We start from the raw sequence: 20105 nt of genomic DNA, 5'->3' as shown, positions 1-20105 counted from the left end.
CACGAGAGCCGCAGCACTCGAAGGGTGTTTCATGAATCAGACCCCGCAAAATCCGACCACTGGGGCGATGCCAACGGCTGCCACTCGCGACAACGATGACGATGCCATTGATCTGGGGCGCCTGTTCGGCATCTTGGTTGATCACAAGCAATGGATCATCGCGATCACGGGTCTGTTTGCCGTCATCGGGGTGGTCTATGCACTGTTGGCGACGCCCATCTACAAGGTGGATGCCCTGATACAGATTGATGACGCCCCTTCGACCAACCCGCTGGCGGATGTCAATTCGCTACTAGGCAAGGAGCCGCCTTCCCAATCCGAGATCGAGATCATTCGTTCGCGGATGGTGCTAGGGCGCGCGGTAGACTTGCTTAATCTGGATATCACCATCACCCCGAAGCGCCTGCCAGTGCTGGGTGACTTTCTCGTAAGGCGTGGGGTGCAGCGCCCGGATTTTGCACAAGGCTGGGCAAGCACCTGGGCAGGGGAGAGCATTGCTGTCAGTGAAATGCCAGTCGATGATGCCATGCTCGGTAGCACTATTACCCTTCGAGTCATCGATGGTACACACTACGAGCTGTTTAAAGAGGACGAGTCGCTGGGCAAGGGTAGCGTCAATAAGCTAGAGAGCTTTGCCGACGGCCAGCTCAATTTGCGTGTGACCTCCTTGAGTGCTGCGCAAGGTGCGGAATTCGCGCTTACCCATATCAGCCGCATGCAGGCAATTCAAAATCTTCGTGGTGCTTTCTCCGTTACAGAGCAGGGCAAGGAAACCGGCATTCTCTCCTGGTCGATGACGGGCGAGAAACCCAGTGAGCTGCAGCGTACCCTGAACACTATCGCCGATATCTATTATTCCCAAAATGTGCAGCGACAGAGTGAAGAAGCGCGTAATAGCCTAGAATTTCTTGATAACCAGGTGCCCAAGGTGCGAGCGCAGCTGGATGCAGCAGAATCGCGCCTGAATGAATTCAGGACTTCACGTGACAGTGTGGATCTCTCGTTGGAAACCCAGTCGGTGCTGGAGCGTATCGTGAACCTGGAAGCTCAGGTCAATGAGCTTGAATTGACTGAGGCTGAAATCGCCAAGCGTTATACGCCCAGCCACCCGACTTACAAAGCATTGCTCGAGAAGAAGGCACAGCTAAAGCGTGAGATGGACAAGCTCAATGCTCAGGTGAAGAACCTGCCAGAAACCCAGCAGGAAGTGTTGCGCCTCACGCGCAGTGTCGAAGTGACGCAAGCCATCTATGTGCAGCTGTTGAATAAAGTCCAGGAAATGGAGATTGCCAAAGCCAGCACGGTCGGCAATGTACGTATTCTGGATGAAGCCGGTATCTTGCCCGGCGCAATCAATCCGAAGAAAGCCATGATCGTGATTATCGCGACACTGCTGGGTGGCTTGCTGTCTGTGGGTATCATTCTTCTGCGTGCAGCTTTCCGGCATGGGGTGGAATCGCCAGACCAGTTGGAAGCGCTGGGTCTGTCGATGTATGCCACCATTCCGCTCTCGGATGAACAGGGCAAGCTGAGCCGTAAGGTAAAGCGTGCGACGGACAAGCACTCACGTAAGATTCCCAATGGCTTGCTGGCTGCCCGCAATCCAGCTGACCTCGCGATTGAGGCGATACGCGGACTGCGTACCAGTCTGCACTTCGCGATGATGGAATCTTCTTCCAATACGTTGATGATTACTGGCCCTAGCCCGGGCATCGGCAAGAGTTTCGTTGCTGCGAACCTGGCGGCCGTCTGTGCCCAGGCCGGTCAACGTGTACTGGTAGTAGATGCCGATATGCGCAAGGGGCATATGCACTCCATCTTCGATGAGCGATCCGAGTGTGGTTTGAGCGATTACCTGGCAGGCAAGAAAACTTTGGAAGACGTTATCCGCCCGGTTCCCGCGCTTGAGACTCTCTCCTACGTGGCGCGTGGCATTGCGCCACCTAATCCCTCCGAGCTGCTGATGAGTGAACGTTTCAAGGACTTTCTGACTGCAGTAAGTGAGTGCTTTGATCTGGTTATCATAGATTCCCCGCCAATCCTTGCTGTCACCGATGCTGCCGTAATTGGTAAGCATGTAGGAACGACGCTATTGGTGACTCGCTTTGAGGTGAATACGCCAAAGGAGGTGGAAGTCTCTTTCAAGCGGCTGGCGGCCTCTGGTGTTGCAGTCAAAGGCGGCATACTCAACGCGATGGAACGCAAGGCCGCCGGCGCCTACGGCGAAAATTATGGCTATTACAATTACAGCTATAAATGATTTCATTTCATTGTGCTAAAAGCCGCATTGATTTCGAAGGGAACCAGATATGAAAGAGATAAGCTCTACCATGGAGCATCAGCGTCGTTATTCACGCCATTACGAGCGCTTGCTGGCTAGCAAGCGCCTGCAGACCTGCTTTGGTGTCTTGCTAGTCGTGGCGCTACCTGCCATGTACCGTTGGGGGGTTGATTTCTGGAATACTTCTACACTAGCACAATGGAATGCGATCCTGGGGACAGCGGCTGCCTTTACATTGTCCTTGACCCTTATCAATCGTCTTTGCCAGCTACCGGGGACGCGCTCTTTCACCTATGTTATCCCTACAGTCGCGGCTTCCTATACTTTACTGATCATCATCTGCAGTGGGTTGGAAATTGAAGTATCTCGCCTTCAGGTGGGTATCTCCTTTGCACTGGCCATTATCTTTGGCGGGGCTTTCTATTATGTCGACAGTAAACTGACCACCAAACGTATGGCAGTGGTGCCTTTCGGCAAGGCGCCTGCGTTGTGTGATGATCACAGCAAATCAGTGTATTGGTATCAGTTGGAGACCCCGACACTTGTAGGTATGAAACGAATCGATGCGGTTGTCGCAGATTTACGTGCGGACCTCCCTGAAGAGTGGCAACGCTTCCTTGCAGATTGCACGATTCACCGAATTCCGGTGTATCACGCAACCCAGGTACATGAAATGATTACCGGCAAGGTACTGCTGGACCACCTCTATGCCAATGAGTTTGGCTCACTGACGCCGCGTGAAGACTATGAAGTCATCAAGCGTGGCATGGACATTCTCGCTGCCTTGATTCTGATACCGTTATTGTCCCCCGTCATGCTGTTGACGGCGCTTGCCATTCGTCTGGATAGCCCTGGTAAAGCACTGTTCTGCCAGCCGCGTATGGGCTTCCATTGCCGTCCGTTCACCGTTTATAAGTTTCGCAGCATGTATGTCGATATGAAGGGCACCGGCTTCACCCAGGAAGGTCATGATCCACGTATCACACGCGTTGGTCGTTTTATACGCAAATGCCGCTTGGATGAGCTTCCCCAATTGTTCAATGTCTTGACGGGAGACATGAGCATGATTGGTCCACGCCCGGAATCTATGGAGCTAACAGAATGGTATGAAAAAGATGTGCCATTTTTCCATTATCGTCATGTTGTCAGACCGGGAATTACGGGGTGGGCTCAAGTAGAGCAAGGGTATGCAGCGGAAGTTGAGGGCATGGTAGAAAAGCTAGAATATGATTTTTACTACATTAAAAATTTTTCATTATGGTTAGACCTGTTAATTATAATCAGAACTATTAAAACTATAATCTTTAGTAAAGGTAGTCGTTAGATACGTGAAATATTGTTTGCAATTTAGGTGAAATGTTTTGTAAGTACTTCTTCGCAGAGGCCCGACGGTGATACGAATATTAGTGAATAACGCGCTGTGGAGCTCGGCTGCACAATTATTTAATAGAGGAGGGTTGGTAGTTGCATCGATTTTACTTTCGACCAGATTAAATACGGATAGTTTTGCAGCATATAGCTATTTTTACCTTACCGTTTCTATGATAGCTACTTATGCGGCCCTAGGAATGGGTGTGACTGCTTCAAAGTTTTTCGCAGAGAGTAGTATTAGTGAGGACAAACCACCAATAGGATCCTTATGGTTACTTTCGATAGTGTTCGGAGTGATAGTTTCAATAGTGCTTTTAACTATACCGAATTCGTGGGTTGATGGTGAGTTGGATACACCTAGTTGGTTATATGCGGTTGGCGTATTAATCATAACTTTAGGTATAATACCAAATGGTGGTATACTCGGTTTAGAAAAATATGCACAAGCAACATTCGTATCAGCCCTTTCTACTATAGTCCTTTTGGTCGGCACCCTTTTGTTTTCTACTAGTGGGAATTCTTCACATGCAATATATATATATATTGCTGCAAACTTAATACAAACTATCGGTACTGTTATTATTGTAACTAAGACTCTAGGAATTACGTATCTCAAAGACACAATTATATTTACTTCGGAGAGTTTTAATAAAATACTAATGTTTACAGGTCCAATGATAGGAGTATCTATACTTTCAGCATCCGGACCCTGGATAATGGGGAGAATTATGCTTACACAGCCAATGGGGAATGAAAATTTTTCTTTATATGCTATAGGTATGCAATGGTTCTCGTTAGCCTTATTTTTACCTGGTATGGTCTCTAGAGTTTTATTGCCTAGACTTATAAGGTCAGGCTTTGAGTATAACAACGTAGACGAAAGTAAGAAAACGGTGCGTTATGCTTGTTTAATCACAATGTTACTAGCCACGGTTACAGCATGTATATGTAGTATCTTGAGCCCCTGGTTACTTAGTATGTATGGGGATATATATACAGGTAAAAGCTGGGTGATAATAGGGTTTTTATTTTCAGCAGCTTGTTTAGCTCCAGCTAATACTCTAGGTAATGCGATCATCTCTAAAAACGGCCAGCTCAAATGGCTTATAATAACCTCTACATGGTTTATTATATTAATAGTTAGTTATGCTACTACAATTGGCCTCGGTATAAAAGGTTCAATTATATCTTTATTTATAGCTGCATTGACGATGTCGACTTTATCATATTTTATAGCTAAGCGGATGAATCTTGTATGATTAATACGATTAATTTGTATATAACTGATATTGTTTTTAAATTCTTACCAGAGACGCGATGCTATAAAATTAAACGAATGCTACTAAGATGGTCCGGGGTGAGAGTAGGTTCGAACGTTAGAATAGCATCTAGTGCAACGATAACAATGAATGGTAGTTTGAATATTGAGAATAATGTATGGATCGGTCATAAAGTTCTTATTGCTGGTGGAAATGCAGAAATTACTATAGAAGAAAACGTAGATATAGCACCATGTGTTACATTGGTTGCAGGTACTCACGAAAAATTCACTATCGAAGGACGAGCTGCGGGCCGTGGTTATTGTTTGCCTATTGTGATTGGTAAAGGGTCATGGATTGGTGCAAATGCAACTATTTTAGGTGGAGTTACTTTAGGAAAATGCACTTTAGTTGCTGCGGGGGCAATGGTAACTAAAAATTTTCCTGGAAATAATATTATAGCTGGCGTACCTGCTAGAGTGATAAAAATTAATTAAAGGGGTTTTTATGTGTATCACCAATGCTTTAGTAACATGTGTTATACCTACAAAGAATAGACATGATAAGCTTAGGCTTGCAATAGATAGTGTGTTAAATCAATCATATGAAAATGTTGAAGTTATTGTGGTTGATGACGGGTCAGATGAAAAAGTGGAAAATCACTACGATAGCCGTAGAGTTACTATAATAAATAATAAATTTAGTGTTGGTGGAGCTGCAGCAAGAAATTTGGGAATTAAAAGTGCGAAAGGAGACTTTATTTGTTTTTTAGATGATGATGATGAATATTTACCTACTAAAATTGAGGTTATGCTTAAAGAATTTGACAAGAGTACTGATGCTGTAGTGGCAGAGTGCTTACTGCTATCTGATGGAGAAGTTGCTTTTAATCCACAAACTACATTTTCTGGTAAAAATAACTTTGTAAAAAATAAAATACACAACAATGCTACTCTAGTTAGAGCAAAGGTATTTGATAATTTATCTTTTAATGAATCATTAGAAAAATTCCAAGACACACAGTTTAATGCAGACTTGTGCTATTTGTATAAAGTTAAATATATACCAATAGCGGTAGCAAATTGGAATTTATCTTGGTCTACGAATCAAATAACTACAGTTAGATATAGATTTAGAGATTTTACTAATTATTTCAGACTGATCAAACATTTTTTATTTAATACGAGAGCACCAATTTGGTTGATGTATAATCATGTGGCAATATTATTATATTTTTTAATCAAAAGAAGATAATTCATGGCGTATTCTTTAAATTTTAGGAAGCTTTCAATTTTTTTATTTACAGTCATGTTCTTATCGTTCTCATTAGCTTTGTGGAACGAAGGGATGCTTTTAAAAAGATTAGGTGAGTTGCTTAAGTGGCCTTCTCTTTTATCCATTTCATTAGTTAGTTTGTTTTTATATAGAAATAACAATTTAAAAAAAATTAACGTATTATCTTTATTGGTACTTACTTTCATTATATCGATTGGATTATCTACAGCGCTATCGCCTTATTTAAATTGGGGGGGAGTGGGGAATTATATTTTATATGTATATCTATTCATTATATGCTTTGTAATACCCGTAGGTATTAACGGTAAAGATTTAAACTATATAATAGCAGTATCCATTGGCTTTGTTTCGTCTATAACTGTTGTAATCAGTGCCGCTTCTTTCATGTCCACTTCTAGTTGGTGGGATGGAAGATATAGTGGTATTTTTCACAATCCTAATGGTATGGGCTCTATGGCTTTAGTTGCTCTATTAAGTGCTATAAGTTTTAGAAAAGATATGCCAAGGATACTTTTTTGGGGCTTAATATTTACTTCGGTGAGCATAGTATTTTTGTCACAGAGTCGAGCCGTTCTTCTAGGTTTAATAGTATGTATAATAATGCTGTCTTACAAGTATTTAGATTTTAGAAAAACTATTGGTTCTATATTTTTTGTTTCCTTAACTTTACTTTTATATATTATTTATTTTAAATCTAGTGAAAATTTTAAGTCACGAGATGTTGTAATAGGGTTGGATGATGCAAGGGCAAATATGCTCGATACTCATATATCATTATTCTTAGACTCCCCATATATAGGTCAAGGCCTATCTGAGAACATTAATGGTGGGAGGCTTGTGTCAGAGCTTGCATATGCAGATATATTATCTTTCTCTGGTATTATCGGTTTTACTCTATTCATTCTTAGTCTGCTATATGTATCATGGCAAGGGTTCAAAGTATTTAAAATGTATGATGATTACCATGTCGGCAACTACTTAATATTTTTGTCTGTTTTGGTAATGTCTATAGGTGAAGGTTATATTTCTAGTATTGGCAACTCACTCCCTTTATTTTGCTGGTTTTATTTTTCTACGTTTCGGTGTCAAAAAAACTAGTTTTATTTACAGTAAGTAAATAACTTATTGGCAAGTGGTAATCAATAAATATCGAATAAAGTCATTTTTAATGGAGTGTTCTTAAATGTCGATTAAAGATATATGGATATGGCAGCGTATGGTAACCCCTCATATGGCAAATTTAGCAACTAGTCTTGCCGCTATGGGGATCAATGTTACTTACGTAGCTGAATGTGAAATATCGGAAGATAGAAAAGCGCAAGGGTGGGTTTCACCTGATTTGCCTGGTGTGAATTTGCTATTTATACCCAATAGGTCTGAGATTAAAAATTTAATATCAAATGCTTCAACAGATAGCATACATATTTGTCAGGGTATGCGTGGTAATGGGAGTATAAGTTTCGCACAAAGTCAGATATCAAAGAAAGGGCTAAGACAGTGGGTAGTAATGGAGACAGTAAATGAATTAAAATGGCATAAATATATAAAAAGATTAGAGTACCGGAGGATTATTCATTCAATTAGTAAGAATATAGATGGTATTCTTGCCATAGGCCATACCACTCCTAGTTGGTTAGTGTCGAGAGGTATGCAAAGTAATAAGATTTTCCCATTCACTTATTTCTTACCTAGTTGCAAACCCTCTTATAATGTTGCGGATAGATCTATTGATAAGTTTGTTTTTCTTTTTGTAGGTCAGTTTATAGATATAAAGCGTCTCGATCTTTTAATTGATTCATTAGCAGAGTTAAAGACTAGTAATTATGTACTCAGGGTTGTCGGTTCAGGGCCATTGGATGATGAACTGAGAAAACACTCAGAAAAATTAAAAGGACAAGTACAATGGATTGGACGAAAGTATATTGATGAAATCCCTAATGAAATGGCAGCTGCAGATTGCTTAATCTTACCAAGCGCCCATGATGGCTGGGGAGTAGTAGTTTCCGAAGCACTTATGGCTGGAACCCCAGCGATATGTAGTGACAGGTGTGGAGTTGCTGGTGTGGTAAAGTCTAGCAATGTTGGCGGTGTATTTAAAGTTAACAATAAGGCTGATCTTGTTAAACATATTGAAAAAATAATTGTGCAAGGGAGGTTATCAATTGATGAAAAAAATAATATCGCAACCTGGGCTAGCTGCCTAACTATTAACGCCGGTGCTGATTACCTAATAAATATACTTAAGCATAAGTATGAGGGTGATGCTATGCCTAAGCCGCCCTGGGAAATATAGTTTAATACATTGTATTCATTTTATAATTAATTGGTGTGTGTGAATGAAGGTTTTAATAGTAAACTCATATTCTCGAAAGGGAGGGGCAGCTAAAGCTGCATATAGATTATTTGAAGCATTAAAGTATGAAGGCCTCGATGTTAATTTTAAAGCAATCCACTCTGAAGCTCCTAGCCTTCATAATAAAATCATTTATTTGCTGCGCGCTTTATTAGATAGGCTTCCAGGAATTTTAATTTCAAGGAAAAGAAACTATTTTTCTTTGGGTATGATTAGCAACAAAAATATACTTAAATATATTAATTCCAGCGACGCAGATATAGTACACTTACATTGGGTTAATGCTGGTGGCATGTCAGTGGCTGATGTTAATAGTATTAATAAGCCAGTAGTTTGGACTATGCATGATAACTGGGTTTTTACTGGTGGCTGTCATGTAATGTGGGACTGCAAGAACTACGCGACCGGTTGCGGTAAATGTCCAGAACTTGGCTCTTCTATTCAAAGAGACTTGAGCACAATACTTGCTCGTAGGAAAGAAAATTTAATCGCTAGCTCAAATATATTGTTTACCGGAGTCAGTGATTGGATGGTAAAGACAGCAAAAAAATCTGTAATACTCAAAGATAAACCTGTTGTTTGTCTACCTAATCCAGTAAATACAGAACTGTATAATTATAGATGCATGAAGCTCGCTAAAGAGCGTCTTGATATTAGTGCTGACAGTACGGTTATACTATTTGGTGCTGGTTCAAATTTATATGAAGTAAATAAGGGATTTAAGTTGCTACTTGAATCTTTAAGTCATCTTGAGAATGATAAGAATTATGAGTTGGTCGTGTTTGGCTCAGATGGAAGTGGCTTCGAATTAAGTTACGAATTAAATGTTGATGTTAGATTTGTTGGATACATCAATGATGAGGAAAAACTTAATCTGTTATATTCAGCTGCTAGTATTATGGTTGTTCCATCACTACAAGAGTCTTTTGGGCAAACGGCTGCAGAGGCAATGGCTTGCTATACACCAGTAGTAGCTTTTAATACTTCTGGACTTGTAGATATTGTTGATCACGGTGTAAATGGCTATCTAGCAGAGCCTTATGACGTTCTAAGTTTTGCCGAAGGTATTAGCTGGATAATCAATAATCCGCACTATCAGAAAATTAGAAGTGAAGCAAGGGAAAAAATTGTAAATAAGTTTAGCTACACAACCGTTGCCAATAAATGCATTGAGTTGTATGGCAATATGACATAACGCACTAAATACTTTCTATAGAGATCTCTACAATGTACATGAGAAGAGCATTAATTACTGGCGTCACGGGTCAAGATGGTTCTTATCTTGCGGAATTGCTTCTAGAAAAGGGTTATGAGGTACACGGCATTAAGCGCCGTGCATCGCTTTTCAATACGCAGCGGGTAGACCACATTTATCAGGACCCGCATGTCGAGAATCAGAACTTTGTTCTGCATTATGGCGATCTCTCCGATTCTTCCAACCTTACTCGCATCATTCAAGAGGTGCAGCCGGACGAAATCTATAACTTGGCCGCTCAATCTCATGTTGCCGTCAGCTTCGAATCACCGGAGTACACCGCCGATGTCGATGCTCTGGGTACCCTGAGAATCCTAGAAGCGATTCGCCTGTTGGGCCTGGAAAAGAAGACCAAGTTCTATCAGGCGTCAACTTCAGAGCTCTTTGGAGAAGTGCAGGAAGTCCCGCAGCGAGAAACTACGCCTTTCTATCCACGCTCTCCGTATGCGGCTGCCAAGATGTATGCCTACTGGATTACGGTCAACTACCGTGAGTCATACGGTATGTACGCCTGTAACGGGATTCTCTTCAATCATGAATCCCCGCGCCGCGGTGAGACTTTCGTGACACGTAAGATTACTCGCGGCCTCGCCAATATTGCTCAGGGCCTGGAAGAGTGTCTGTACATGGGCAATATGGATGCCCTGCGTGATTGGGGTCATGCCAAGGACTATGTACGTATGCAGTGGATGATGCTGCAGCAGGAAGAAGCTGAAGACTTCGTTATCGCCACCGGCAAGCAGATTTCAGTTCGTGACTTCATTCGCCTGAGTGCCCAGGAACTGGGTGTCACCTTGCGTTTTGAGGGTGAAGGTGTTGACGAACAGGCCATTGTTGCGCAGATCGAGGGTGACAAGGCCCCGGCACTCAAGGTTGGCGATGTGCTTGTGCGGGTTGATCCGCGTTACTTCCGCCCTGCGGAAGTCGAAACTCTGCTGGGTGATCCGTCCAAGGCAAAAGCCAAGCTTGGCTGGGAGCCGGAAATCACGGTAGAAGAAATGTGTGCTGAGATGGTGTCTGAAGATCTCAAGGTCGCCAAACGCCATGCACTACTGAAAGAGCATGGCTACGAGATCCCGGTTTCGGTGGAGGGCTGAGCATGTCACGCGATCTAGATCAGACGATTTTTGTCGCTGGCCACCGTGGGATGGTGGGTTCTGCTATCGTGCGTCACCTGCAGAAGCTCGGTTACCGCAACATCCTGACGGCTAGCCGCGAAGAGCTGGACCTGCTTGACCAAGCTCAAGTACAGGCTTACTTCCAGCAGCATGCTATTGACCAGGTTTACCTGGCTGCTGCCAAGGTGGGCGGGATTCAAGCCAATAATATCTATCCGGCTGACTTCATCTATCAAAACCTGATGATTGAAGCGAACATCATTCACGCTGCGCATATGGCTGATGTGGCTAAACTGCTTTTCCTGGGGTCTTCCTGTATATACCCCAAGCATGCAGAGCAGCCGATGCGTGAAGAAGCGCTTCTCACTGGCACCTTGGAACCTACCAACGAGCCATATGCCATCGCCAAGATCGCCGGTATCAAGCTCTGTGAGAGCTATAACCGTCAGTACGGCCGTGACTATCGTAGCGTGATGCCGACGAATCTTTACGGTCCGCATGACAACTTCCACCCGCAGAACTCTCATGTGATTCCTGCCTTGCTGCGTCGTTTCCATGAAGCCAAGCAGCAAGGGGAAAGTGAAGTCGTTGTCTGGGGTAGCGGCAATCCGATGCGTGAGTTCCTGCATGTCGATGATATGGCAGCGGCCAGTGTGCATGTCATGGAACTGGACGATAGCGCCTATCAGGTCAATACCTCACCGATGCTATCTCATATCAATGTCGGTACAGGGGTGGATTGCACCATCCGCGAGCTGGCAGAGACTGTACAACGGGTGATTGGTTTTGAAGGCGAACTTACATTTGACGCCAGCAAGCCAGATGGTACGCCCCGCAAGTTGATGGATGTTTCACGTCTCAAGGCACTTGGTTGGGAGGCGAGCATTACCCTGGAAGAAGGGCTTGTGGATGCCTATGGCTGGTTTATCGACAATCAGGACCGCTTCCGTGGTTGATTCTCATGCATGAAGCATCTGTAACCACTCAAGGTTGGCTAAGCAAGGATGACTTTCGGCACATCGTGTCGCATGCACCGCTTGTTTCCATGGATTTTGTGGTTACCAATTCTCAAGGTGAGTGGTTATTGGGGGAGCGGTTGAACCGGCCGGCACAGGGCAGTTGGTTCGTCCCTGGCGGGCGGGTGCTCAAGGGGGAGACTCTTGAAGCTACCGCTCAGCGCTTGACTCAGGATGAACTGGGACAAGTCGTGCCGCTTTCCAGCATGCGTTTCCTCGGTGTCTATCAACACTTCTACACCGACAGCATGTTTGATGCCGAGATCTCGACGCACTATATAGTGCTCGCTTATCAATTGAATATTGATATTGATCTCGCAATCTTGCCTCGCCAGCAGCACGGTGGCTACCAATGGTGGCCACCGAGCGCTATCGCCCAGGACCAGAAGGTACATGCCAATACGCGTGCCTACTTGCCGGCGGTATAACTTTGCAATCTTCACAAGGAATTCCCATGATCACTCCTGTCATCATGGCCGGGGGCAGTGGCTCACGGCTGTGGCCACTGTCGCGCCAATTGAATCCCAAACAGTTCTTGCCCCTCACTGGCGAGGGCAGCATGCTGCAGGAAACACTCAAGCGCCTGGAACCCCTTGAGCATAGCGCGCCATTGCTTATCTGCAATGAAGAGCACCGTTTTCTGGTCGCAGAGCAAGTGCGTCAGCAAGGGGGATCCGGCGCGCGTATATTGCTTGAACCTGAAGGTCGTAATACGGCGCCTGCGATAGCAGTGGCAGCGCTTCATGCCATAGCGGAAGACCCGAATGCCTTGCTGCTGGTATTGGCGGCTGATCACCTTATTCGTGATGTTGCGAAATTTCATGAGAGCATCGGTCATGCACAAATGCTGGCTGAGCAGAATCAATTGGTCACGTTCGGGATAGTACCGACGCATGCTGAAACCGGTTATGGGTACATCCAGCGTGGTGAAGGGCTCAATGACTTCGGTTTCCGCGTCAAGCGCTTCGTCGAGAAGCCAGACATCGATACCGCTGAAGATTATCTGGCCTCTGGTGGCTATTACTGGAACAGCGGGATGTTCCTCTTTTCTGCCCAGAGCTACCTGGAAGAGCTGGAACGCTTCCAGCCTGCGATGGTTGAAGCGTGTCGAGCGGCACTGGCTGGCGCGAGTCAAGATCTCGACTTTACCCGCCTGGATGCGGAAGCCTTCAAGGTCTGCCCATCAGACTCCATCGATTATGCCGTAATGGAGCGTACTGAGCGGGCGGCTGTTGTGCCGCTTGAAGCGGGGTGGAGTGATATAGGCTCCTGGTCAGCGCTGTGGGACGTCAAGGAACATGATGCGCAGGGGAATGCCTGTCATGGGGATGTTATGCTTCATGATAGTCATGGCTTGATGGTGCATGCAGATCACCGCCTGGTGGCTACAGTCGGTGTTGAAGACTTGGTCGTGGTAGAGACCAAGGATGCTGTACTGGTCGCTCACAAGGAACGGGTGCAGGAAGTCAAGAAGATCGTCGAACGCCTCAAGCGCGAAGGCCGGCAGGAGCATATCAATCATCGTGAGGTTTACCGACCCTGGGGTGTCTACGACAGCATTGATAAGGGCGATCGTTACCAGGTCAAATGCATTACCGTGAAGCCTGGCGCGAAACTCTCCGTCCAGATGCATCATCATCGTGCTGAGCATTGGGTAGTCGTCTCTGGGACGGCGAAGGTTACCATTGGCGACAAGACTCAGCTTGTCAGTGAGAATGAGTCAACCTACATCCCCATTGGCCAGGTTCATGCATTGGAAAATCCCGGCAAGATACCCCTGGAGTTGATTGAAGTTCAGTCCGGTTCTTATCTGGGTGAAGACGATATCATCCGTTTCAATGATCGATATGGGCGAAGCTGATGAGTTCACAGTTGAAAATCTCCGTCGTTACGGCCTGCTTCAATAGTCAGGCCACGATAGGCGAAGCGATAGCGACATTGAAGCGTCAAAGCTGGGGTAATGTCGAGCACGTAGTCATCGATGGGGCCTCCAAGGATGATACTGTCGAGGTGGCGCGTAAAACCCTGGGCCCGGTCGATGTGTTGGTATCAGAGCCTGACAAAGGGATCTACGACGCGCTCAACAAAGGTATCGTGAATTCTACAGGTGATATTGTCGGTTTCTTGCACTCTGATGATCTGTACGCGCATGACGAAGTCTTGTCACATGTGGCTGCCTGCTTTGAGGACCCTGAGATTGGTGCCGTGTATGGCGACCTTCAGTATGTGAAAGCGGCGAATACTGCCCATGTCATTCGCCATTGGAAGTCAGGCAGTTTCAGCACTGACAAACTGAAATATGGCTGGATGCCACCGCATCCGACGTTTTTCATGCGTCGAGAGCTGTATGAAGAGCTGGGGGGCTTTGATCTCGCTTACCGTATTGCCGGCGACTATGATGCCTTGCTTCGCTATCTTGCCAGTGACAAGGTCAAGGTACATTACCTTCCTGAGGTTTTAGTGAAGATGCGCCTGGGAGGTGCCAGCAATGGTAGTTTGAAGCAGATCATCCGCAAGTCACGAGAAGATATTTCCGCCATGATGAAGAATGGTGTTAATCCTGTGCTTGCGCTGCCTTACAAAAATTTATCCAAACTTCCACAGTTCATGATGAAAGGGTCGCAGTAAAGTTAGTGCTATCTTTTCATGCAATATCTCAGGAAGTATGTGCTTGATTCAATTTGTCTCAGGGAACTTATTGCCACTTTTGTGGTTATATAGAGACAGGATTTCTCGTAGCCTCAAGTACAAACGATAGTTGACACAGGATTGCAAATGAAAATTGCCATCGCAGGCACCGGCTATGTCGGCCTCTCCAACGCCATGCTGCTCGCACAGCATCATGAAGTGATCGCACTGGATATCGTGCCGGAGAAGGTGGAAGGCCTGAACCGTGGTGTCGCACCGATTGAAGATGCCGAGATTGACGAGTTTCTGGCGCGTGGGGACCTGAATTTCCGCGCTACCCTCGACAAGGAAGTGGCCTACCGCGATGCCGATTTCGTGATCATCGCGACGCCGACGGATTACGATACCACCACCAACTACTTCAATACTTCCAGTGTCGAAGCGGTGATTCAGGATGTACGCGACATCAATCCTGAAGCGGTGATGGTGATCAAGTCCACTGTGCCAGTAGGCTATACGGTAGAGGCGCGTGAGCGTTTCAATACCGAGAATCTGATCTTCTCGCCGGAGTTCCTGCGCGAAGGCAAGGCACTGTACGACAACCTGCATCCGTCTCGTATCATCGTCGGTGAGCGCTCCGAGCGTGCCGAGGTGTTCGCTGGTCTGCTCAAGGAAGGCGCGATCAAGCAGGGTATTGATGTGCTTTTCACTGACAGCACCGAGGCGGAAGCCATCAAGCTGTTTGCCAATACCTACCTGGCGATGCGCGTGGCCTACTTCAATGAGCTGGATACCTACGCCGAGTCACATGGTCTGGACGCCAAACAGATCATCGAAGGCGTGGGGCTAGACCCGCGCATTGGGCAGCACTACCACAACCCATCATTCGGGTATGGGGGCTACTGCTTGCCGAAGGATACCAAGCAGTTGTTGGCCAATTATCAGGAAGTGCCCAACAACATGATCCAGGCCATCGTCGATGCCAACACCACGCGCAAGGATTTCATTGCGGAATCCGTGCTCAAGCGTAACCCGCAGGTGGTGGGGGTGTATCGCCTGGTGATGAAGTCCGGCTCTGACAACTTCCGCGCCAGTGCCATGCAGGGCGTGATGAAGCGCATCAAGGCCAAGGGCGTGGAAGTGGTGGTATACGAGCCGGTGCTGGAAGAAGACACCTTCTTCGGTTCACGCGTCATGCGTGATCTCGAGGCATTCAAGCAGGAAGCGGATGTCATTCTGAGCAATCGCATGGCCGAAGAGCTCGCTGATGTGGTCGACAAGGTCTACACCCGCGATCTGTTCGGCAACGATTGATCCAGAGTTCTGATTCTTGATCAAGACTCAAACGCCGCATCCTTGTGATGCGGCGTTTTCGTATGGGTTCACAGGGTACGGGGTAGAGGGAGCAGTTGATGACTTTCATGCTGCGCGCCTGATGCCAAGGAGGAGGGTAGTTGTGTCAGGCTATCCCGCTCATCAAGCTCACGATGACTCTCTGTCGAATTCGGCCGAGTTGCCCGTATCACCGTTCACATCGTCATCATTGGATCAGGAAGGCCAGGTATGCCGCCATTCGCTTCTGCTGCGCGCTCGGATTCATCCGGAGTTGCTCCGTATTTTTCCCCTATGATCTCGCGCGCCGTTTCCTGCAGTGTCTTCCTGTTCGGCTTGCTCAGCCTGGTGATGCCTTCTGGCTATAGCCTGGGGCCGGCGTTGCTGGTGTTGATCAGTGGCTATTGCCTGCTGCGAGAGCCGCGTGCGCTATTGGGGGCTGCCCACAAGCAAGACCTGGCGGTAATCGGCGTGGTGGCGGGCCTCGCGGCCTTGTTGCTGGTGAGTATCCTGCTGCAGGGGGATGCATGGCAGACGACAGGCGTGCCGATTCGTCTGTTGTTGGCTGTGCCGGTGTTGTTGCTGGTGTTGTCGTGCCCCCCCTCGCTCGGCGCCATGTGGGGCGGGTTGATCCTCGGCAGTGTACTGACCGGCAGTTGGGCGATGTGGCAGAAGCTGGTGTGGGGTGTACATCGTGCGGGTGGCTTCACCAATACCATCAACTTCGGCGATATCTGCATGTTGATGGGGTTGATGTGTCTGGCAGGCCTTGGCTGGGCGATGAGTCAGGCGGGAGCTCGGCGGCGCTATTGGTTGCTGGCGCTGATGATTGGCGGCGCGTTCGGCATCATTGGCTCCTTGATGTCGGGGACGCGCGGCGGTTGGATCGGCTTCCCGTTTGCCGCCTGGGTGCTGTATCGCAGTTATGGTCAGGTGATCTCGCGGCGTGTGCTGCGGTTGGGCGTCTTCATGTGTGCCGGGGTGATCGCCTTGATGGTGATGACACCGGCGACCGGTATCCAGCAACGTGTCGAAGCCGGCGTCTCGGATGTCACGAAGTACGTGGAGGACCGCAATGCCGGCACCTCGGCGGGGGCGCGTCTCGAAATGTGGCGGGGCGCCTTGTTGATGATTGCCGAGCAGCCGTGGCTGGGCAGGGGCGAGACCGGTTACGCCGAGGCGCGCGATGCGATGATCGAACAGGGCGAGCTGAGTCGCCATGTGCAGGAGTATTCGCATCCCCATAACGAGTTTCTCGATGCGTGGGTCAAGCGCGGGATATTGGGGCTGCTTGCGTTGCTGGCCCTCTATCTGGTGCCGCTTCGCCTCTTCTATCGTCGCCTGGACAGTGACGACCTGACATTGCGCTCACTGGCTGTCGCCGGGGTACTGCTGCCGCTGACCTTCCTCGACTTCGGGATGACCTGGGTGATGTTCTCCCAGGCCAGCGGCGTGATGGTCTACGCCTACTGGCTGGCGATCGTCTGGGGTACGTTGCGCGCCCATGAGCGTCGCCTTGAGGCATCGCCGCCCTCCGCTTGTGATAAAGCCCAAGCCAAGCATGGCTGATCGGGATGTCTGCATGGAATGTCAGACCTGAAGAGGCGACAGCGTTCAGCGCTCTCGAGATTCAGCCCTTGGCGCTCTGGTGATTCGACGCTCAGGCGATTCGAGACTCTGGAGAGGCTTTGACCTGAGCACGCACGGGGTCTACAGTACGCGCAAATTTGAGCAGTCGCTCACGAATATTGACGAGCGGTGAAGCCTATTGCCTTGCCGCTCAGGAGAATGGATATGCAAGACAAGCTCAAGATCGACATCGTCTCCGATGTGGTATGCCCGTGGTGCATCATCGGCTACAAGCGCCTCGAGAGCGCCATTCAGTCACTGGGCCTGGAAGACAAGGTCGAGATCGAATGGCAGCCCTTCGAGCTGAACCCGGACATGCCGGCACACGGAGAGAATCTGCGCGCCCATATCGAGCGCAAGTACGACACCACGCCCAAGGCCAGTGCCGAGGCACGTCGCAATCTGACCGCTCTGGCGGCCGAGGAAGGCCTGGTCTTCAATTTCTTCGACGACATGCGCATGGTGAATACCCTCGAGCTCCACGTCCTGCTCGAGTACGCCGCCGAACAGGGCATGCAGCATGATCTGATGATGCAGTTCTACGCTGACTACTTCACCTTGCAGAAGGACATGTCGGACCGCGCTGTGATGGCGGACTCTCTGGCAGCGGTCGGGCTGGATGCCACGGAAGGGCTCGCGCAACTCGATGACGCCGAGGCACGTGAGCAGGTCGTTCAGCATGAGAACCACTGGAAGCAGATGGGAATCTCCAGCGTGCCGACCTTCGTCTTCAACCGTCGCAGGGCCCTGAGCGGTGCTCAGCCTAAGGAAGTGTTCGAGCAGGTGCTGAGCGAACTGATGGCAGAGCAATCTTGAGCCACTGACACCTGGCTCCGCCACTGATTCCTGTCGTGATAAAAAACGCGGCCCCGCTGAAAAGCAGGGCCGCGTTTTTCGTTGTGGGATGTATCAGCAGAGAAGGTGTTGCGAAAGTCCGATCAGCTTTGGCTCACGATTCTGACTTCCTGCGCTGACTTGTCACTCTGGCTCACAACTCTGGCTCACAACTCTGGCTCACAAATCTGGTCAAAGACCCGCCTTGATATTGCTCAGCTGCTGCATGAGCGTGTCGAGAACGGCGTCGACTTGCGCTTCGGTGTGCTCGCAGGAGAGGAAGAAGCGCAGCCGCGCGCTCTTCTCCGGCACGGCGGGGTGCAGGATGGGCTGGACGTTGAAGCCCGCCTCGAACAGCTGGTTGGAAAGGCGGGCGGCAACAATGGAGCTACCCAGAATCACCGGTACGACGGCAACGCCCAGGCTGTCGCCGACATCGAGCCCCAGTGCGCGGGCGCGCTTGAGGAAGTAGCCGGAGACATCGTGCAAACGTGCGATACGCTGCCTGGCATCGTCGCCCTGGAGCAGTTCGAGAATCTTCAGCGACGGGGCGGCGACCTGCGCCGGCATGCCCACCGAGTAGAGGAAGCCCGGCGCGAAGTAGCGCAGCATGCTGACCAGCTCCTTGCAGCCGGCGATATAGCCGCCGCAGCCGGACAGCGTCTTGCTCATCGTGCCCATCCAGATATCGACGTCACGCGCAGCGATGTCGTAATGCTCTCTCAGGCCAAGACCGCGCTCGCCGAGCACGCCGAAGGAGTGGGCTTCGTCGACCATCAGCCAGCAGCGGTACTTCTGCTTGAGGGCGATCAGGCGCGGCAGGTCCGGCACGTCACCGTCCATGCTGTAGAGGCCTTCGGTGACGATCAGTACTCGCTCGAACTTGCCTCGCTGGGCACGCAACAGCGCCTCCAGCGCGTCCGGGTCATTGTGCGCGAAGGGCATGCGCCGCGCGCCGGACAGCTGCGCGCCGACCAGCGAGCTGTTGTGGATCCACTCGTCATGCAGGATCAGGTCCTTCGGCCCGAGCAGATAGCCCAGCGTGGAGACATTGGTGGCGTGGCCACTGACGAAGACCACCGCATCCTCGACGTCGTAGGTGCGCGCGACGGCGGCTTCCAGCTGCTGGTGGATCGGACGCTCGCCGGAGACCGCGCGCGAGGCCGACACCGAGGTGCCATAGTGCGCAGCAGCGTCCGCCGCGGCCTTGACCACTTCCGGATGGCGCGAGTAGTCGAGGTAGTTGTAGCTGGCGAAGTTGACCAGCTCACGCCCCTCGATACGCGTCGTGGCACCGGCGCAGCCGTCATGCACGCGGAAGAAGGGTTCCGGCACGCCAAAGGCTGCACCGGCCTGCTGCATCATGCTGAGTTGCTGATAGCCGGGTTGGCGATCGAAGCGCACGAAGTCGTCGCTGATCTCCAGTGTCGGTGTCCTGGGGGCAAACACATCATTGTCAGCCTCGCCCGCCATGGCGGCGGTAGCTTGGGTGCGACGGGCACGCGCTTTGTCCAACAACTGTTGTTTCATGTCGCGGGGGTTGGGGCCGGAGGAGTGACGAGATGCCAAAGAGGAAGTCCTTGAAGTAGAAGCAGTCTTTTCCCCGATGATGAGTGTGCACGCGCAAGAGGGCAAGTCTTTGCAGGTGTGGGGACGAATCTCTCAGGCTTTCAGGAGGCGTCTTGCAGGCAAGCGTGCGAGTTCGTGAGTGCACTGAGATCATGCTGGTCGAA

17 protein-coding genes are annotated in these 20105 nt (G+C 49.0%); 16 read left to right on the top strand and 1 reads right to left on the bottom strand.

Annotated elements, in window-relative coordinates:
• The first annotated feature begins 31 nt into the window (after window positions 1–31).
• The 16 genes from U0O11_RS10935 (at window position 32) to U0O11_RS10860 (ending at window position 18354) form a co-directional block, all read left to right on the top strand.
• On the top strand, window positions 32–2260 hold the full coding sequence (locus tag U0O11_RS10935; RefSeq protein ID WP_324689974.1) for a polysaccharide biosynthesis tyrosine autokinase: 2229 nt from the start codon (window positions 32–34) through the stop codon (window positions 2258–2260).
• A gap of 49 nt (window positions 2261–2309) precedes the next feature.
• A complete protein-coding gene (locus U0O11_RS10930; protein WP_324689972.1) occupies window positions 2310–3605 on the top strand; it encodes an exopolysaccharide biosynthesis polyprenyl glycosylphosphotransferase in 1296 nt (431 codons plus the stop codon).
• 82 nt (window positions 3606–3687) lie between these two features.
• Window positions 3688–4911 carry an oligosaccharide flippase family protein gene (locus U0O11_RS10925; protein ID WP_324689970.1) on the top strand — a complete coding sequence of 408 codons (1224 nt, stop codon included), beginning with the start codon at window positions 3688–3690 and terminating at the stop codon, window positions 4909–4911.
• A gap of 158 nt (window positions 4912–5069) precedes the next feature.
• The gene (locus U0O11_RS10920; RefSeq protein ID WP_324689968.1) at window positions 5070–5408 is read left to right on the top strand and encodes an acyltransferase; all 339 of its coding nucleotides are present in this window, start codon (window positions 5070–5072) and stop codon (window positions 5406–5408) included.
• A 10-nt stretch (window positions 5409–5418) separates the two neighbouring features.
• Complete coding sequence (locus tag U0O11_RS10915; protein ID WP_324689966.1) at window positions 5419–6165, top strand: glycosyltransferase family 2 protein; 747 nt, start codon at window positions 5419–5421, stop codon at window positions 6163–6165.
• Window positions 6166–6168: 3 nt separating this feature from the next.
• Window positions 6169–7305, top strand: a complete 1137-nt coding sequence (locus U0O11_RS10910) for an O-antigen ligase family protein (RefSeq protein WP_324689965.1) — start codon at window positions 6169–6171, stop codon at window positions 7303–7305.
• A gap of 85 nt (window positions 7306–7390) precedes the next feature.
• Entirely contained in the window at window positions 7391–8500 is a 1110-nt protein-coding gene (locus U0O11_RS10905) for a glycosyltransferase family 4 protein (protein WP_324689964.1), read from the top strand.
• Window positions 8501–8543: 43 nt separating this feature from the next.
• Entirely contained in the window at window positions 8544–9755 is a 1212-nt protein-coding gene (locus U0O11_RS10900) for a glycosyltransferase (protein ID WP_324689962.1), read from the top strand.
• Between the two features lie 38 nt (window positions 9756–9793).
• Complete coding sequence (gene gmd, locus U0O11_RS10895; RefSeq protein ID WP_324692520.1) at window positions 9794–10912, top strand: GDP-mannose 4,6-dehydratase; 1119 nt, start codon at window positions 9794–9796, stop codon at window positions 10910–10912.
• Between the two features lie 2 nt (window positions 10913–10914).
• Window positions 10915–11889: a GDP-L-fucose synthase gene (fcl, locus tag U0O11_RS10890; RefSeq protein WP_324689960.1), complete on the top strand. Its 975-nt coding sequence runs from the start codon at window positions 10915–10917 to the stop codon at window positions 11887–11889.
• A gap of 5 nt (window positions 11890–11894) precedes the next feature.
• Window positions 11895–12377 carry a GDP-mannose mannosyl hydrolase gene (locus tag U0O11_RS10885; RefSeq protein WP_324689958.1) on the top strand — a complete coding sequence of 161 codons (483 nt, stop codon included), beginning with the start codon at window positions 11895–11897 and terminating at the stop codon, window positions 12375–12377.
• Between the two features lie 26 nt (window positions 12378–12403).
• Window positions 12404–13810, top strand: a complete 1407-nt coding sequence (locus tag U0O11_RS10880; RefSeq protein ID WP_324689956.1) for a mannose-1-phosphate guanylyltransferase/mannose-6-phosphate isomerase — start codon at window positions 12404–12406, stop codon at window positions 13808–13810.
• An 11-nt stretch (window positions 13811–13821) separates the two neighbouring features.
• Window positions 13822–14577, top strand: a complete 756-nt coding sequence (locus U0O11_RS10875) for a glycosyltransferase family 2 protein (RefSeq protein ID WP_324689954.1) — start codon at window positions 13822–13824, stop codon at window positions 14575–14577.
• A gap of 147 nt (window positions 14578–14724) precedes the next feature.
• Complete coding sequence (locus U0O11_RS10870) at window positions 14725–15891, top strand: nucleotide sugar dehydrogenase (RefSeq protein WP_324689952.1); 1167 nt, start codon at window positions 14725–14727, stop codon at window positions 15889–15891.
• Between the two features lie 249 nt (window positions 15892–16140).
• A complete protein-coding gene (locus U0O11_RS10865; protein WP_324689951.1) occupies window positions 16141–17478 on the top strand; it encodes an O-antigen ligase family protein in 1338 nt (445 codons plus the stop codon).
• A 225-nt stretch (window positions 17479–17703) separates the two neighbouring features.
• Window positions 17704–18354: a DsbA family oxidoreductase gene (locus tag U0O11_RS10860; protein ID WP_324689950.1), complete on the top strand. Its 651-nt coding sequence runs from the start codon at window positions 17704–17706 to the stop codon at window positions 18352–18354.
• A gap of 210 nt (window positions 18355–18564) precedes the next feature.
• Here the strand turns inward: U0O11_RS10860 and U0O11_RS10855 are convergent, their stop codons facing one another.
• Window positions 18565–19902 carry an aminotransferase class I/II-fold pyridoxal phosphate-dependent enzyme gene (locus U0O11_RS10855; RefSeq protein ID WP_324692519.1) on the bottom strand — a complete coding sequence of 446 codons (1338 nt, stop codon included), beginning with the start codon at window positions 19900–19902 and terminating at the stop codon, window positions 18565–18567.
• Window positions 19903–20105 lie beyond the last annotated feature (203 nt).

It is taken from the genome of Cobetia sp. D5 (assembly GCF_035666195.1).
Lineage (GTDB): Bacteria > Pseudomonadota > Gammaproteobacteria > Pseudomonadales > Halomonadaceae > Cobetia > Cobetia amphilecti.
Note: the sequence above shows the minus strand (reverse complement) of the source record. Positions and strands in the feature narration are given on the sequence as shown.

What these genes read in the sequence shown, in the direction of transcription:
- U0O11_RS10935 (WP_324689974.1), top strand. Translation starts at nt 32, where the DNA reads ATGAATCAGACCCCGCAAAATCCGACCACTGGGGCGATGCCAACGGCT.
- U0O11_RS10930 (WP_324689972.1), top strand. Translation starts at nt 2,310, where the DNA reads ATGAAAGAGATAAGCTCTACCATGGAGCATCAGCGTCGTTATTCACGC.
- U0O11_RS10915 (WP_324689966.1), top strand. Translation starts at nt 5,419, where the DNA reads ATGTGTATCACCAATGCTTTAGTAACATGTGTTATACCTACAAAGAAT.
- U0O11_RS10910 (WP_324689965.1), top strand. Translation starts at nt 6,169, where the DNA reads ATGGCGTATTCTTTAAATTTTAGGAAGCTTTCAATTTTTTTATTTACA.
- U0O11_RS10905 (WP_324689964.1), top strand. Translation starts at nt 7,391, where the DNA reads ATGTCGATTAAAGATATATGGATATGGCAGCGTATGGTAACCCCTCAT.
- U0O11_RS10900 (WP_324689962.1), top strand. Translation starts at nt 8,544, where the DNA reads ATGAAGGTTTTAATAGTAAACTCATATTCTCGAAAGGGAGGGGCAGCT.
- gmd (WP_324692520.1), top strand. Translation starts at nt 9,794, where the DNA reads ATGAGAAGAGCATTAATTACTGGCGTCACGGGTCAAGATGGTTCTTAT.
- fcl (WP_324689960.1), top strand. Translation starts at nt 10,915, where the DNA reads ATGTCACGCGATCTAGATCAGACGATTTTTGTCGCTGGCCACCGTGGG.
- U0O11_RS10885 (WP_324689958.1), top strand. Translation starts at nt 11,895, where the DNA reads ATGCATGAAGCATCTGTAACCACTCAAGGTTGGCTAAGCAAGGATGAC.
- U0O11_RS10880 (WP_324689956.1), top strand. Translation starts at nt 12,404, where the DNA reads ATGATCACTCCTGTCATCATGGCCGGGGGCAGTGGCTCACGGCTGTGG.
- U0O11_RS10870 (WP_324689952.1), top strand. Translation starts at nt 14,725, where the DNA reads ATGAAAATTGCCATCGCAGGCACCGGCTATGTCGGCCTCTCCAACGCC.
- U0O11_RS10865 (WP_324689951.1), top strand. Translation starts at nt 16,141, where the DNA reads ATGCCGCCATTCGCTTCTGCTGCGCGCTCGGATTCATCCGGAGTTGCT.
- U0O11_RS10860 (WP_324689950.1), top strand. Translation starts at nt 17,704, where the DNA reads ATGCAAGACAAGCTCAAGATCGACATCGTCTCCGATGTGGTATGCCCG.
- U0O11_RS10855 (WP_324692519.1), bottom strand. Translation starts at nt 19,902, where the DNA reads ATGAAACAACAGTTGTTGGACAAAGCGCGTGCCCGTCGCACCCAAGCT.